Source organism: Salinispora pacifica DSM 45544 (assembly GCF_000378845.1).
Lineage (GTDB): Bacteria > Actinomycetota > Actinomycetes > Mycobacteriales > Micromonosporaceae > Micromonospora > Micromonospora pacifica.
The window spans coordinates 4,549,566-4,565,159 of record NZ_KB905359.1 but is presented as its reverse complement, the minus strand read 5'-3'; the positions used below and the strand labels follow the sequence as shown (position 1 = coordinate 4,565,159).

Here is a 15,594-nt window from a genome sequence, read left to right as displayed (position 1 = left end):
CGGGTTGCCTCCACAACGTTGTGGAGGCAACCCGGCCGGTTTCGGTTTCACGCCGAGATAGGCGTTGTCGCGGTACTCCCACACGTCGTCAGCCCGGCGGGAACGGGGACCGACCGGCCCGGGACCGCCACAGCCGCGGCACCCCCCACCCGGCAGCCACCACCACCAACCCGGTCATCACCAGCGCCCCCGGCGCCTTCACCAGCCGGGCCAGATTGGTGCCATCCGGCAAGGTGAGAAAGGCCGCCGCCGCGCAGGGCAACACGAACCAGGTCGTCCGCGTCGCGGCCGCCGCCAGCAGGACCAACGGCCAGGTCGCATACCAGGGGTGGAAGACGGGGGCGAGCACCACCGTCGCGGCAAGCGCCAGGCCGGCGCCGAGCAGGGCCACCCGAGGCCGCGCCGCCTCCAGCCGGACCACCCGTTGCCGGACATCACCCAACGCGCGCAGGGCCGACCAGGCCCGCCACCACAGCACCACCAGGACCAGCGCCAACAACGCCAACGCCAACGCCCGGACCACCGGCACCGCCACGGGACGCCCACCAACGAGTTCACCGGCATAATCCAGGACCATGCCGACCGCCGTGGGAGGCGATGTCCACTGCTCCAGATCGCCGCTGTGGCGCAGCCCGGCCACCCAGCCCAGGCCCAGGCCGGAGAAGACCGAGACGCCCCCCAGGGCGATCAGAGCGCCCGCGGCCAGCCAGCCGCCATCGCGCAGCACCGACCGCACGGTGAACCGACCGAGCACCGCGGCGAGCGCCGCGAACGGCAGCACCACCACCGCAGTCGCCTTAACCCCCACCGCCAGCCCGAGTAGCGCCCCCGCCACCAGCAGCGGCCATGGTCGGCCCGGGAACCGCACCACCACCAGCAGGCCGAGCAGCAGCAGCCCGAGCATCACCGCGTCGTTGTGCGCGCCCGCCACCAGATGCACCCCCAGCAAGGGGCAGGCCAGCGCCAGCCAGACCGCCCGCCGAGTCGGCACCCCCGCTGCCCGCGCCAACCCGAGCAGACACACCGCGACGAGCAGCACCCCGGCCACCGCGATCAGCCGCAAGACCACCACCACGCCGACCAGCCCACCACCGAGCGCCACCGCCAGCGCGGCGAGGAGCACAAAACCCGGCCCGTACGGCGCGGGCGTATCCCGCCAGATCGGCGAGACCGCATCCGCCCAGGGGCAGCCCGCCACCGCCACCCCGACCGCGTACGGGTCAACGCCCTGCCCGTACGCCCAGCCCTGACAGGCGTACGAGTAGACATCCCGGCTGCCCAGCGGCGGCGCGACGAGCAGCGGCACCGACCACAGCCCGGCAGTGCGGTACGCCCACCCGGTTGACGGCGTACCGTGCCGTAGCGCCCACCACGCACCGGTCAACAGGCCGGTGCCGACCAGCCAGAGCAGGACGGTCAGCGGGCCATCGGCGGCGCGCCACACCCGCTCGTCGGTCGCGTCGGGCAGCGCTCCCCCGAGGTACCCGGCGACGGCCAGCAGCACCGCGCCGACGAGACCGAGGTAGCGGACCGCTCCCGCCCGGACCGGGATCCGCCCGGCCCCGCGCGGAGGCACGCCTGCGCCGGTCACCGGGGTACCTCGGCGGTGGGGAGGGTTGTCGCGCCGGTCCGGCCGACGAGGTGGATGGGCACGGAAGAACATGTTGCCAGTACCGTGGGCGCGGACACGGAGGTAGGCATGCGGGGCACACGGACGGTGGTGGCGATGGCCGCCACGTTGGCCGTGGTGCTCGGCGGCACGTATCTGCTGCTGCCGCCGATGGGCTCGGACCTCGCCGCCCAGGTGGCCCGGGCCGACTTCTTCGCCGCCCACGGTGCCACCCCGGTCGACCTGCGGTGGTACGGCGGGGTCAACCAGTTCGGCTACAGCCTGCTCTCCCCGCCGGTGATGGCGCTGCTCGGCGTCCGGGTGACGGGGGTGCTCGCCCTGGTGGCGTCAACCGTCGCCTTCGCTGCCCTGCTGTGCCGCGTCGACGTCCCCCGGCCGTTGACCGGCGCCCTGGTGGGGGTGGTCACCTTCGCCGGCAACCTGGTCGCCGGCCGGGTCACGTTCGGGCTCGGGGTGGCCTTCGGCCTCGCCGCCCTCCTCGCCCTCACGCTGCCGGCCGGGCGACGACGACTCGTGCCGGCCACCGCCGGGGCGCTGCTGGCCGCCGCGACCAGCCCGGTGGCCGGGCTCTTCGTCGGGCTGGCCGGTGCCGCGCTGCTGCTCGGCCGCCGCTACGTTGACGGCCTCGCCCTGGGGCTGGCGGCAGCGCTGCCGCTCGGGTTCACCGCCCTGCTCTTCGGCGACGGCGGCTGGATGAACATCAGCCGCACCGACACCGTACGGGCGGTGGGGAGCAGCCTGCTGGTGGCGGCGCTGGTGGCGTACCGGCCGGTGCGGGTCGGCGCGCTGCTCGCCGCGGCCGGGGTACTCGGGGCGGCGCTGCTGCACACCCCGGTCGGCCTGAACGCGACCCGGTTGTCGGCGATGTTCGCGCTCCCTCTGCTGGCCGCCGCCGCGACCATCGGCACCGGCCGCTGGTTGCCGCGGCACACCGGCGAGCGAACGCACCCCCGCTGGCCGGCCCGACTCGTTCCCGCCGGCGGCACCGGGCTACGCCGGCTACGGGCCGGCGGCGGACTCACCCTGGTCGTCCTGCTCGCCGCCGGGTTCTGGTGGCAGCCACCGGTGGTCCCGGCGGACCTGCGCAGCGCCACCGACCCAGCCGCCCGGCCCGCCTACTTCGCGCCCCTGCGCGACTTCCTCGCCACCCAACAACTCACCGGGCGGGTGGAGATCCCACCGACGCGCACCTATCGGGAGTCGGCGGCGCTGGGCGAGGTTCCGCTGGCGCGGGGCTGGCTACGCCAGGCGGACATCGACCGCAATCCGCTCTTCTTCACCACGGTGCCGGGTGCCACCGGCACCGGGGTTCCGCTGACCGCCCAGACCTACCACAGCTGGCTGCGGACGAACGCGGTGCAGTACGTGGCCGTACCCGACGCGCCCCTGTCCTGGGTCGGCCGGGCCGAGGCGGAGCTGGTCCGCGACGGCCTGCCCTACCTGCGCGAGGTGTGGTCCGACCCGCACTGGCGGGTCTGGGCCATGGTCGAGCCGACCCCCCTGGTCGGTGCCCCCGGCACGATCCTGCGGGCCGACGGCGCGACCGTGACGTTCCAGACCGACGGGCCCGCCACGGTCCCGGTACGGGTCCGGCACAGCCGTTGGTTGACCGCCACCGGCGGCACCGTCACGGCAGCCGGCGAGTGGACCGCTGTCACCGTGCCACGGGCCGGGGTCTGGACCCTCGGCAGTTAACGACACTCACCGCTCGCCGACCCGCTCGGCCCAGCGCCGAGGCCGCCGGGTCTGCTACGCCCCGGCGTGCCCGAGGCCGTCCTCAGAGCTCGAAGACGCGTTGCATGGCGGCGCGGGAACGGCGACCGGTGCGCAGATAGTCGTCGAGGAACTCGCCCGGATCGTCGCGGCCCAGGAGCCGAACCACCCCCGCCAGGTCCACCCCGTGCCGGGGCAGCTGATCAGTAGCCCGGCCGCGCACCAGCATCAGGGCGTTGCGGACCTGCGCGGTGAGGGTCCAGCCGGCCGTCATCGCCGCGGCGTCGTCCGGGTCCACCAGGCCCGCGTCCCGGGCCGCAGCGAGGGCGTTCAGGGTACGCGTGCCGCGCAGCTGCGGCAGCTGCCCGGCGTGCCGGAGCTGGAGCAGCTGCACCGCCCACTCGACATCGGCCAGCCCGCCCCGGCCCAGCTTGGTGTGGGTAGCCGGGTCGGCGCCCCGGGGCATCCGCTCGGTCTCCACCCGTGCCTTGATCCGCCGGATCTCGACCACCTGCTCCCAGGTCAGGCCCGCCGCCGGATAACGTAGCGGCTCGACCATCGCCAGGAACTCGGCGCCCAGATCCTCGTCACCGCAGACGAACCGGGCCCGCAGCAGTGCCTGCGCCTCCCACACCCGCGACCAGCGGGCGTAGTACTGCTGGTACGCGGCGAGGCTGCGGACCAGCGGCCCCTGCCGCCCCTCGGGGCGTAGGTCGGCGTCAACGCCGAGTGCCGGGTCGGGCGCGGGCATCCCGAGCAGTCGACGTAGCTCCTCGGCGACCGCCCGCGCGGCAGCGCTCGCCGTGCTCTCCGCCATCCCGGCCGGCGGATCGTGGACGAAGAGCACATCGGCATCGGAGAGATAGTTGGACTCGTATCCGCCGAGCCGGCCCATGCCGATCACGGCGAAGCGCAGACCGGGCACCAGCGGCTGGGACGCCCGGGCGGCAGCCAGGGCGGCGGCCAGGGTGGCGTCGGTGACATCCGCCAGTGCGGTGCCGACCGCGCCCACGTCGGTCAGGGCCAGCGCGGCCCGCCCCGGCGCAGCGGGCGGCGACGGCGCCAACGAACCGGCCCGACTCAGCACGTCGGCACAGGCGAGGCGGAGTAACTCCCGACGGCGGAGCGCGCGGACTGCCCGGATCGCCTCCACCGGGTCGCCGGCGTGTCGCGCCGCCGCCGCCGCGAAGCCCTCGCCGAGCACCGGCCGGGGCCGCGCGGCCAGTTCACTCTCCTGCGCGAGCAGACGCAGCGCCTCCGGCTCGCGGGCGAGCAGGTCGGTCACGTACCGAGAGGAGGAGAGCACGCGCGCCAGCCGGCGGGCCACCGGCCCCTCGTCGCGCAGCAGCCGCAGGTACCAGGGGGTGCTGCCGAGCTTCTCGGAGACCTTCCGGTAGCTGAGCAGCCCGCGGTCCGGCTCGGGAGCGTCGGCGAACTCGCTGAGCAGCACCGGCAGCAGGGTGCGCTGGATGGCCGCGGTGCGGCTTACCCCACCGGTGAGGGCCTGCAGGTGGCGCAGCGCCCCGGCCGGGTCCTCGAAGCCGAGGATCTCCAGCCGGTTGCGGGCCGCCGCCGGGGTCAGTCGCAGCCCGTCGGCGGGCACCCGGGCGACCGACTCCAGCAACGGCCGGTAGAACAGCTTGGCGTGCAGCCGGCGTACCTCGGCGGCGTGGGTGACCCGCTCGATTCGAAACGCCTCGACGGCGCTGCGTCCCGGTGCCGCCGAGTAGCCGAGCGCCCCCGCCAACCAGCGCAACGCGTCCGGGTCGGTGGGTACGGTGTGGGTCCGGCGCAGCCCCTGCAACTGCAGCCGGTGCTCGACGGCGCGCAGGAAGTGGTAGCCGCGCAGCAACGCCTCCCCGTCCACCCGCCCGACGTAACCACCGCTGACCAACGCGCGCAGGGCGGGAATGGTGCCCGGCACCCGCAGCGCCTCGTCGCCCCGGCCATGCACCAGTTGCAGCAACTGCACCGCGAACTCGATGTCGCGCAGCCCTCCCGGACCGCGCTTGATCTCGCGCTCCTGCTCCGCCGGCGGAATGTGATCGATGATTTTGCGCCGCATGGCCCGAACATCCTCGACCGCCTCCGGGCGCTCCGCGGCCCGCCAGAGCAGCGGCGCGAGCTGCTGAATCCACTCCTGGCCCAGCGCCAGGTCGCCGGCGGCCGGCCGCGCCTTGAGCAGCGCCTGGAACTCCCAGGTCCGGGCCCACCGCCGGTAGTAGGCGAGATGGCTGGCGAGGGTGCGCACCAGCGGGCCCCGCTTCCCCTCGGGGCGCAGCGCGGCGTCTACCGGCCAGGCGACCAGGCCACAGATGTGAATCAGGCGGGTGGCGATCGCGGTCGCCGCGGGAAGGTCGTCGTCCTCGGCCGCGACGAAGATCACGTCAACGTCGGAGACATAGTTCAACTCGTCACCGCCGCACTTGCCCATGGCCACCACGGCCAGCCGGGGCCGGGGCGTACCCTCCGGCAGCTCACCCTGCGCGAGGTCGTAGGCAGCGGTGAGAGTCACGTCGGCCAACGCGGAGAGCGCGGCCATCGTCTGCTCCAGACCCTGGTTGCCGGTCAGGTCGGCCGCGGCGATCCGGAGCAACGCCAGCCGGTACGCCGACCGCAGCTGGGCGATCGAACCGTCCGCGCCGGTCAGCTGGAGCCGACCGTCGGCGGTGGGCGCCAGTCCGTCCGCGGTGCTCCGGAGGTCAGCCCACTGGCCCGGGTTGGCGACCAGGTGGTCGCCGAGCGCCGAGGAGGCGCCGAGGACGGCGACCAGGCGCCGCCGCAGCCCCGGATCGTCGTACAAGTCGGCGAGGAGCCTGGACGCGGCTCCCATCCCCACCGGGTCAGCGCCACTGGCCGTTTCACCGGCTCCCGCGGCCCGATATTCGGCCTCCACCAGCCGGTGCAGCTGGCGCAGCGCCAGATCCGGATCGGCGGCCCGGGACAGCGCGGCTAGTAGCTCCGCCGCCCGCTGGTCCGCGGGTTCCTGCGTCTCCGGCTGCCAGAGCGCCAGGCCCGCCGGGCCGAGCAGGTCGCCCGCGCGGACGCTGTTGTCGCTGGTGCCGAAGCCGTAGCGGGCGAGCCGTCCCGCGGCCCGGGTCGGCCGTTTCATTCGTGCCCGAGCAGCGGCAGGCTACGGCGGGCCCCCTCGTCCAGCTCGCCGCAGGCCAGGGCGGCGAACCGCGCCGCGAAGGGCTGCCAGACCTCCTCGACATCGACCATCACCGCGGCGCAGGCGGCGACGACCAGCTCCGGGTCATAGTCCAGCTCGGCGAGCAGGTCCGAATCCGCCGCCCAGTCGGCGACCATCGCGGTGTCGCACTCGATGTGGAACTGCAGGCCCCAGGCGCGGTCACCGAGGCGGAAGGCCTGATGCGGGTAGCGGGTGGAGGCGGCCAGCAGGGTCGCCCCGACCGGCAGCTCAATGATCTCGTCGGCGTGCCACTGGAACACGTCCGGGATCAACGGCACGTACTTGAAGAGCGGATCCGTCTCGGCGGCGTCCCGGCGGCCCACCACCGCGGGACCGACCTCCGGCCCGGACTGGCTGCGCTCGACCGTTCCGGCGTGCGCGGTCGCGAGCAGTTGCGCGCCCAGGCCGATCGCCAGGGTCGGCACCCGGTGCCGGACCGCCTTGCGCGACAACGCCTCCACCCGCGGGAGCCAGGACGCCGACGGCTCACCATCGGGCAGTGGGTACGCCTGCTGCCCACCGCCGAGGACAACCAGCGCCGCGTATCCGTCCAGGTCGGCCGGGAGCTCGTCGCCGACGTGCGGCCGGGCGAGGTGCAGCCGCAGCCCGGCTTCGGTCAGCCACTCCCCGAGCCGACGCGCGTCTTCGGCCGGGTCATTTTCGATCACCAACGCGGTTGCCACGCCGTCGAGGCTATCCCGTGCCACCGGCGGGGGGCTGGTTAGGCTCGATTGTTGTGATCACCGATGAGGTACTCCGTCCGCCCGCGCTGCGTCCGGGCGACACCGTACTCCTGGTGTCGCCGTCCGGGCCCACCCGGCCGGAGCGGGTCGCCCGCGGCATCGAGTTGCTGACCAGCTGGGGTCTGCGGCCGGTGCCGGCCCCCAACGCGTACGCCCGCCAGGGCTACCTCGCCGGCGCGGACGAACTGCGGGCGGCGGACCTGAACGCCGCGTTCACCGACCCCGCCGTGCGGGGGATCATCTGCACCCGGGGCGGGTACGGTGCGCAGCGCATGGTGGACGCGATCGACATGGCAGCCGTCCGCCGGGATCCGAAGGTGGTGGCCGGCTTCTCCGACATCACCGCCCTCCAGTTCGCGCTCTGGCGGGGGGCCCGGTTGGCCGGGCTACACGGCCCCGGCGCGGCCTGGCGGGACGAACGGACGGCGTTGAGCTCCGCGCAGTCACTACACGCCGCGCTGACCACCACCGAACCGGTGACGGTGGCCGCCCGGGAGGGCGAGGAGACCTTCGGCGTCCGGGTCCCGGGTCGGGCCGGCGGCCGGCTGCTCGGCGGCAACCTCTGCCTGATCGTGGCGTCGATCGGCACGGTGGACCTGCCGGACCTGACCGGGGCGGTGCTGCTGCTCGAGGAGATACAGGAACCCCCCTACAAGATCGACCGGATGCTCACCCAACTTCGCCGGGCCGGGGTGCTGGCCGGGCTGGCCGCGGTGGCGGTCGGGCAGTTCACCGACTGCGCCGACGGGTGGGCGGTGGACGTCGCCGATGTGCTCACCGACCGCCTGGGGGACCTCGGCGTCCCCGTCCTCGGTGGATTGCCGATCGGGCACGGGGTGGGTCAGCTCACTGTTCCGGTCGGCACCGAGGCGGTGCTGGACGCGGACGCCGGCACTCTCACCGTCGCCCCGGCTGTCCGCGGCTGACCCGGCCGTCCGGCGCACCGGCTGTCCGGTGAGCCGCCGGAGCAGTGGTCGGTTCACCGGCTACCCCGGGCATTGCCCAGATTGCCAGCTGGCACATAGCTTCGCCACGGTGTTCCTCCAGCGGGAGCGGTCACTGTCGGTCGGGTAGTGCATCACCGACGAGTTGGAGGATCACCATGTCCCGCACGATTCGTAAAAAGCACCTACTGGCCGGGCTCGCCGCGGCCGGCGTGCTCGGCGTCGGCGTGGCCGCACCGGCCGTGGCCGCTGACAACACCTCGCCCTCCCCGAGCGCCAGCGCCGTCGCCGAGAAGGGCGCAGACAAGGAGCAGCAGCGCTCCGACCGGCAGGCCGCGTTCGCCGAGGCGCTCGCCGAGAAGCTTGGCGTTGACGTGAACAAGGTAACCACGGCGTTGGAGGAACTGCGCGAACAGCGGGCGGCCGACCGGCCCGACCGGCCCGAGCGGGGCGAGCGGCCCGAGCGGCCCGAGCGGCCCGAGCGGGGCGAGCGCCCGGACGCCGCTGACCGGCAGGAGGCGCTCGCGCAGCGCCTGGCCCAAGCGGTCGAGGAGGGCACGCTCACCCAGGAGCAGGCCGACGCGATCACCGCGGCGGCCGAGGCCGGCATCCTCCGGGGCCCGGGCGGGCCGGGCGGGCACGACGACTCCGTGGGTAAGTAGTTCGCCCCGCCGGCGGACTTCCCGGGCGGCGCGCCGGTAGCCCGGCGCGCCGCCCTTCGCGGGACCGAGCTGCGGCACCTCGCCCGCACCACGGTCCTCGTCGGTCCCGGTCGGATCCGAACCAACCACCGGCAGCCCGACGGTGGTGCTGGAGTCGATGGGCAAGGTCGGCCCGGCCGGCACGCAGTCCGACGCCAGGAGCAGGACCGGCCGGGGCCGGCGGATCAGAGCGAGAGGTAGTGCTGCCGCTCGTACGGCGTGACCTCGCGGCGGTACTGCTCCCACTCGGACCGCTTGTTGCGCAGGAAGAAGTCGAAGACGTGCTCGCCGAGCACCTCGGCGACCAGTTCGGAGCCGGCCATCACGTCGATCGCCTCGGCGAGGTTCTCCGGCAGCGGCTCGTACCCCATCGCCCGGCGCTCGGCGCTGGTCAGCGACCACACGTCGTCCTCGGCGCCCGGCGGCAGCTCGTACCCCTCCTCGATACCCTTGAGGCCGGCGCCGAGCATCACCGCAAAGGCCAGGTACGGGTTGGTCGCCGAGTCGGGCGATCGGACCTCGACCCGGGCCGAGTTCGGCTTGCCGTACGCCGGGACCCGGACCAGCGCGGAGCGGTTCAGATGCCCCCAGCAGACGTACGCGGGGCTCTCGGTGACCCGGTTCGGCAGGGCCTGCGGGAAGAGCCGTTTGTACGAGTTGACCCACTGGTTGGTGACGGCCGTGTACTCCCGGGCGTGCACCAGCAGGCCGGCGATGAACGCGCGGGCGACCTTGGAGAGCTTCCTCGGGTCACCGGCGTCGTGGAACGCGTTGCGCTCCCCCTCGAACAGCGAGAGGTGGGTGTGCATGCCGCTGCCCGGCTGGTCGGTGAAGGGCTTCGGCATGAAGGTGGCCTGCACGCCGGTGGAGAGCGCCACCTCCTTGACCACGTGCCGGAACGTCATGATGTTGTCGGCGGTGTTGAGCGCGTCGGCGTAGCGCAGGTCGATCTCCTGCTGACCGGGGGCGACCTCGTGGTGGCTGAACTCGACGGAGATTCCGATCCGTTCCAGCGCGAGTACCGCCTGTCGGCGGAAGTCCCGCGCGACCGCGTGGGTGGTGTGCTCGAAGTAGCCACCGGTGTCGACCGGGGTCGGCACCGAGCCGTCGGGCGCCCCATCCTCCAGCAGGTAGAACTCGATCTCTGGATGGGTGTAGTAGGTGAAGCCCTTCTCCGCTGCCCGGGACAGCGCCCGACGCAGCACGTGACGCGGGTCGGCCCAGGACGGGCTGCCGTCGGGGAGCAGGATGTCGCAGAACATCCGGGCGCTCTCGCCGCTGACCCCGCCCTCGAAGGGGAAGACCTGGAAGGTGGTCGGGTCCGGCATCGCCACCATGTCAGATTCGACGACCCGGGCGAAGCCCTCGATCGCCGAGCCGTCGAACCCGATGCCCTCCTCGAAGGCGGACTCCAACTCCGCGGGGGCCACCGACACGCTCTTCAGCGTGCCCAGCACATCGGTGAACCACAGCCGGACGAACCGGATGTCCCGCTCTTCCAGCGTACGGAGGACAAACTCCTGCTGACGGTCCACTTCCACCCCTTACTACCCTATTGTCCACTTTCGGCCCGCCAACGACCGGCCTGGCCGATCAGTTTCCACCGGCCTCGTTACGCCGACGTTACGCGACCTTCCCACGCCCGCACCGGCCTGTCCCACCCCCGCCACAACCAGCTGGGAGCCCCTCTCCCCGCACGCGCCATACCCCGCTCGGACCGCTGCGGCAAGATAGGGACATGACCACCCTGCGTCTCGCACTCTGCCAGGTCAACCCGATCGTCGGTGACCTCGTCGGCAACGCCACGATCATCCGGGAATGGGCCCGACGCGCCGCCGACGCCGGCGCCCAACTGGTTGCCTTCCCGGAGTTGACCCTGACTGGTTACCCGGTCGAGGACCTGGTTTTCCGCCGCTCCTTCATGGAAGCGTCGAAGGCGGCGCTGGGCCGGCTCGCCGCCGACCTCGCCGCGGATGGGTTGGGCGACCTGCCGGTGGTGGTCGGCTACCTGGACGCGGACGGCCCACCACAGGTCAGCGGCGACGCCGAGCCGGGGCACGGGGCGCGTAACGCGGCGGCCCTGCTGCACGGCGGGAAGACCGTGGCCACCTACTTCAAACACCACCTGCCCAACTACGGCGTCTTCGACGAGGACCGCTACTTCGTGCCCGGCGAGACGCTGTCTGTGGTACGAGTCGGCGGGGTGGATGTCACGCTGACCATCTGTGAGGACCTGTGGCAGGTCGGGGGGCCGTTCGCCGCCGCCCGGCAGGCCGGCGTCGGCCTCGTTATCAACATCAACGGCTCGCCGTACGAGCTGAAGAAGGACGACGTCCGGCTACCGCTGGTCCGCCGCCGGGCCGCCGAGGCCAGGGCCACCATCGCGTACGTCAACATGATCGGCGGCCAGGACGAGCTGGTGTACGAGGGCGACTCCATGATCGTGACGGCGGAGGGGGAACTGCTCGCCCGGGCGCCGCAGTTCGTCGAGCACCTGCTGGTACACGACGTGGATCTCCCTGCCGCCACCGACGGCCCACCCGCCGACATCGAACTGGCCGACGGGATGCGGGTGCTCCACCGCCACATTGAATCGCTGCCGGCCACGCCCACCGAGAAGTCGGCGGCCGGGGAGCTCCTCGAACCGGCGGCCGACGAGGCGGAGGTGTGGCAGGCGCTCGTGCTGGGCCTGCGTGACTACGTCGACAAGAACCGCTTTCCCACCGTGGTGCTCGGCCTCTCCGGCGGCATCGACTCGTCGGTCGTGGCGGCCCTGGCCGTTGACGCGCTCGGCGCGGACCGGGTGGTCGGGGTGTCACTGCCGAGCCAGCACTCCTCCGAGCACTCCCGGGAAGACGCAGCGGAGTTGGCCCAACGCACCGGACTGGACTACCGGGTCGAGCCGATCCAGCCGATCGTCGACACGTTCCTGGCCAACCTGTCACTCTCCGGCCTCTCGGTGGAGAATCTCCAAGCCCGGGTCCGCGGGGTGATCCTGATGGCGCTGTCGAACCAGGAGGGCCACCTGGTGCTGACCACCGGCAACAAGAGCGAACTGGCGGTCGGCTACTCCACCCTGTACGGCGACTCGGTCGGCGGTTTCAACCCGGTCAAGGACGTCTGGAAGACCCTGATCTGGCAACTCGCTCGGTGGCGAAACGCCGAGGCGGTCCGCCGCGGCGAGACCCCGCCGATCCCGGAGAGCTCGATCAACAAGCCCCCGTCGGCCGAGCTCAGCCCCGGCCAGCTGGACTCCGACACGCTGCCGGAGTACGACCTGCTCGACCCGATCCTCATCGGCTACATCGACGGCGATCTGGGCCGGGACGGGTTGATCGAGGCCGGCCACGACCCGGCGCTCGTTGAGCAGGTGCTGCGGATGGTGGATACCGCCGAGTACAAGCGGCGTCAGTCCGCCCCCGGCACGAAAATATCGATGAAGGCCTTCGGGCGGGACCGCCGCCTACCGATCACCAACCGCTGGCGCGAGGACGGCGGAGCGGCCGAAGCAGCCGCGCGCCTCGGGGAGTGACATCTTGCACTGCCCCCTGCCGCGACCCGCGGTGCGGTGCGACGATCGCGGCAGAGCCCGGGGACCGCGTACGCGGCCTCGAGGAAGGAGAGAACCATGCTCGAATCCAGCCCAGCCGAGGTGACCGCCCTCTACGGCGGACCGGCGACCCGACGGGTCCGCGCCCGCGACCTGCTCGCCGCGAAGGAGCGTGGCGAGCGGTGGGCGATGCTCACCTCGTACGACCAGTACACGGCGGGGATCTTCGACGCCGCCGGCATCCCGGTGCTGCTGGTCGGTGACTCGGCCGCGAACAACGTCTACGGCTACGACACGACACTACCGGTGACCCCCGACGAGCTGCTTCCCCTGGTCCGGGCCGTGGTCCGGGCCACCCGGCAGACGCTGGTCGTCGGCGACCTGCCGTTCGGCTCCTACGAGGAGGGACCAACCGCGGCCCTGCGCACCGCCGTACGGTTCATGAAGGAAGGCCGCTGCCACGCGGTCAAACTGGAGGGTGGCCGCCACTACGCCGAGCAGATCGCCGCGATCGTTCGAGCCGGCATTCCGGTGATGGCGCACATCGGCTTCACCCCGCAACGGGAACACACCCTCGGTGGTTACCGAGTCCAGGGCCGGGGTGACACCGCCGAGGAGGTGCTCGCCGACGCCCACGCGGTCGCCGAGGCGGGGGCCTTCGCGGTGGTACTGGAGATGGTCCCCGGCGATGTGGCGAAACGGGTAACCGCCGAGCTGACCATCCCGACCGTGGGCATCGGCGCTGGCCCGGACACCGACGCCCAGGTGCTGGTCTGGCAGGACATGGCGGGTCTCCGTACCGGTCGGACACCCCGCTTCGTCAAGCGCTACGCCAACCTCGCCGACACCCTGGGCGAGGCGACCCGTCGGTTCGCCGACGAGGTCCGCGACGGTGGGTTCCCCAGCACCGAACACACCTTCTGACCGGGCTGGCGGTGGCCCGGCCAACACCGGGCCGCCGCCGACCGGCCGCTCAGGAGGAAAGAGGTAAGATCCTCGATCGTGCTTAAAACAAGTTTCTTCCGGGCCCTGCTGATCCCTACCGCCATCCTCGCCCTCACCGCCTGCGGCGGCGAAGACGACTCGGAGCCAGCCGCCTCCGAGTCGAACTCCCCCTCCGCGGCTTCCTCGTCGGCCCCAGCCGCAGCTGCCGCCAAGAGCGACGAGGAGGTTTGCGAAGCGGTGGCGGCAAACCTGAAATCCGTCCAAGAAAACATGATGCAGGCCTTCACGCCTGCCGATGGCCAAACGGACGAAGCACTGACTGAAGCACTGACTGAGGTCTTCAGCGAGCTGGCGACGGGAATGACCGAGATCGCCGCCACCGGCAGCGCCGACAGCGAGGTCACCGTCGCCGTGCAGGCGCTGAGCGCGGAGGCCGAGAAGATGGTTGCCGACCCCAACCTGATCGAGGGCGCGGACAACCCCGCCTACGAATCGGCTGCCGAAGCCGTCACCGAAGCTTGCCAGAAGGTCGGCGTCGAAATCGAATGACGCCGATCTGATCGATAGGTCCGGGTGGCCGTGGGCTGACCAGGGTAGTGCCGCTCGTGTGCTCCGCCGGGATTCCGGCGGAGCACACACCCTCCGCCCACGTCCACCCACAACCCCACGGCGGCAGCGCATCATGATCCGCTGCGAGCCGGGGCTGCCCGGGCAGCAGGCTCCCACCCGGAGCGCACGCCCCGACGGGTCTCCAATGGGGATCAATCCGGGTAGCATTACCTTCCGTGCGTAAGACAACTCTCTTCCAAGCTCTGCTGGTCCCCGCCGCGGTCCTTGCCCTCACCGCTTGCGGAGGGGACGACCCGGAGCCGACGGCATCCGGGACACCGACGACCGATCCCACGACGGCCTCCTCCTCGGCGCCACCTGCGGATGCCGCCGGCAAGGGCGACAAGGAGCTCTGCGAAGCCGCCAACAAGGCCAATATGGAGCTCCGGCAGACCCTGCTCGACGCCGTCTCCGGAGGCGAGGAGCCGGATACGGAGCTGTACCAGGAGATCTTCACCGGGTTGGCGACCGAGTTCGGCGCCATCGCCGCCACCGGAGACGCCGACAGCGAGGTTGCCTCCGCGCTGTCCGCGTACAGCGCGGAGGCCGGCAAGGCAGCTACCGCCGGCAGCCCGGAAGCTGCCGACAACCCCGCCTTCAACAAGGCCACCGACGCGGCCGTCGAGGCCTGCCAGGCGGTCGGGGTTTCCCTCGACCTCTGACCCGCACAGCGGTTTGGGCTAACCGACGAACATCTGCCGGCTAGCTGTGGCTCGGTAGGACAATGGTGCGGCCCGCTGGAAGCCCAGCGGGCCGCAGCACGTTTCGCCCCACCTCCGAACGCCGCCCCGATGGCGGGGCGCACCCGGCCCCCACCACCTTCAGAGGTCGGTGACCCGGATGCCGGCGTGGGCCTTGTAACGCTTGTTGATAGCGATCAGGTTCGCCGTGAAAGCCTCGATCTGGTGGGCGTTCCGCAGGCGACCGGCGTAGATGCCACGCATGCCGGGGATCCGGGCGGCGAGGGCACCGACGATGCCGGCCAATTCCCGCTCCTCGGTGCAGATCAGCACGTCCAGCTCGATCCGATCAATCTGCGGATCCGCCAGCAACGGAGCACTGACGTGGTTGAACGCCGCGCAGACCCGGGACTGCGGCAGTAGCGCGGCGGCCTGCTGGACGGCGCTACCCTCCGCCACGGTGAGGGCGTAGGGGCCCTGCTTGTCGAAGCCGAGCGGGTTGACGCAGTCGATCACGATCTTCCCCGCGAGGGGCTCGGCGAGCGCGCCGACGATGCTGGCGTGGCCGTCCCACGGCACCGCGACTACCACCACATCGCTGCGCCGCGCGACCTCCTCGTTGTCGGCCCCGGTGACGCTCGCGCCGGCAGGCACCCCGGGCAGGGCCGCGATCTCCGCAGCGGACTGGGCAGCGCGCTCGGCCGAGCGGGAACCGATCAGCACGGTCTGGCCAGCACGGGCGAACCGGTAGGCGAGACCACGCCCCTGGTCGCCCGTGCCGCCGACGATACCGACAGTGAGCCCGGACACATCGGGTAGGTTGCTCGCGTCGTAAGCCATGCGAACATCCTCGCAAACCGCCGATGCACGAGCAGCAGTCGATGCT

12 protein-coding genes are annotated in these 15,594 nt (G+C 72.3%); 7 read left to right on the top strand and 5 right to left on the bottom strand.

The genetic code is table 11. The annotated features are described in order from the left end of the window. Nucleotides 1-88: 88 nt before the first annotated feature. Nucleotides 89-1,591, bottom strand: a complete 1,503-nt coding sequence (gene mptB / locus SALPAC3_RS0121020; protein WP_018223146.1) for a polyprenol phosphomannose-dependent alpha 1,6 mannosyltransferase MptB — start codon at nucleotides 1,589-1,591, stop codon at nucleotides 89-91. A gap of 108 nt (nucleotides 1,592-1,699) precedes the next feature. On the opposite strand from mptB, the gene SALPAC3_RS0121015 reads away from it, so the two are divergent. Next, a complete protein-coding gene (locus tag SALPAC3_RS0121015) occupies nucleotides 1,700-3,325 on the top strand; it encodes a hypothetical protein (protein ID WP_018223145.1) in 1,626 nt (541 codons plus the stop codon). An 82-nt stretch (nucleotides 3,326-3,407) separates the two neighbouring features. Here SALPAC3_RS0121015 and SALPAC3_RS0121010 read toward each other — a convergent pair whose 3' ends face one another. Together SALPAC3_RS0121010 and SALPAC3_RS0121005 are read right to left on the bottom strand one after the other, a co-directional pair. Further along, nucleotides 3,408-6,455, bottom strand: a complete 3,048-nt coding sequence (locus tag SALPAC3_RS0121010) for a bifunctional [glutamine synthetase] adenylyltransferase/[glutamine synthetase]-adenylyl-L-tyrosine phosphorylase (protein WP_018223144.1) — start codon at nucleotides 6,453-6,455, stop codon at nucleotides 3,408-3,410. After that, complete coding sequence (locus SALPAC3_RS0121005) at nucleotides 6,452-7,243, bottom strand: type 1 glutamine amidotransferase (RefSeq protein ID WP_018223143.1); 792 nt, start codon at nucleotides 7,241-7,243, stop codon at nucleotides 6,452-6,454. The genes SALPAC3_RS0121010 and SALPAC3_RS0121005 overlap by 4 nt, the downstream gene beginning before the upstream one ends. 29 nt (nucleotides 7,244-7,272) lie before the next feature. Between SALPAC3_RS0121005 and SALPAC3_RS0121000 the strand changes: the two genes are divergently transcribed. Together SALPAC3_RS0121000 and SALPAC3_RS0120995 are read left to right on the top strand one after the other, a co-directional pair. Next, nucleotides 7,273-8,205, top strand: a complete 933-nt coding sequence (locus SALPAC3_RS0121000; protein ID WP_018223142.1) for a S66 peptidase family protein — start codon at nucleotides 7,273-7,275, stop codon at nucleotides 8,203-8,205. A 176-nt stretch (nucleotides 8,206-8,381) separates the two neighbouring features. After that, nucleotides 8,382-8,885, top strand: a complete 504-nt coding sequence (locus tag SALPAC3_RS0120995; protein ID WP_018223141.1) for a hypothetical protein — start codon at nucleotides 8,382-8,384, stop codon at nucleotides 8,883-8,885. Nucleotides 8,886-9,109: 224 nt separating this feature from the next. Here SALPAC3_RS0120995 and glnA read toward each other — a convergent pair whose 3' ends face one another. After that, nucleotides 9,110-10,459, bottom strand: coding sequence for a type I glutamate--ammonia ligase (gene glnA, locus SALPAC3_RS0120990; protein ID WP_018223140.1), 1,350 nt, complete (start codon nucleotides 10,457-10,459; stop codon nucleotides 9,110-9,112). A gap of 203 nt (nucleotides 10,460-10,662) precedes the next feature. Between glnA and SALPAC3_RS0120985 the strand changes: the two genes are divergently transcribed. From SALPAC3_RS0120985 to SALPAC3_RS0120970, 4 genes are all read left to right on the top strand, one after another. Then, a complete protein-coding gene (locus SALPAC3_RS0120985) occupies nucleotides 10,663-12,456 on the top strand; it encodes an NAD+ synthase (RefSeq protein WP_018223139.1) in 1,794 nt (597 codons plus the stop codon). Between the two features lie 96 nt (nucleotides 12,457-12,552). After that, nucleotides 12,553-13,398, top strand: coding sequence for a 3-methyl-2-oxobutanoate hydroxymethyltransferase (panB, locus tag SALPAC3_RS0120980; protein ID WP_018223138.1), 846 nt, complete (start codon nucleotides 12,553-12,555; stop codon nucleotides 13,396-13,398). A 78-nt stretch (nucleotides 13,399-13,476) separates the two neighbouring features. Next, nucleotides 13,477-13,968: a hypothetical protein gene (locus SALPAC3_RS0120975; protein ID WP_018223137.1), complete on the top strand. Its 492-nt coding sequence runs from the start codon at nucleotides 13,477-13,479 to the stop codon at nucleotides 13,966-13,968. A gap of 236 nt (nucleotides 13,969-14,204) precedes the next feature. After that, a complete protein-coding gene (locus SALPAC3_RS0120970) occupies nucleotides 14,205-14,690 on the top strand; it encodes a hypothetical protein (RefSeq protein ID WP_026185779.1) in 486 nt (161 codons plus the stop codon). 159 nt (nucleotides 14,691-14,849) lie between these two features. Here SALPAC3_RS0120970 and npdG read toward each other — a convergent pair whose 3' ends face one another. Beyond that, nucleotides 14,850-15,548 carry an NADPH-dependent F420 reductase gene (gene npdG, locus SALPAC3_RS0120965; RefSeq protein WP_018223135.1) on the bottom strand — a complete coding sequence of 233 codons (699 nt, stop codon included), beginning with the start codon at nucleotides 15,546-15,548 and terminating at the stop codon, nucleotides 14,850-14,852. Nucleotides 15,549-15,594 lie beyond the last annotated feature (46 nt).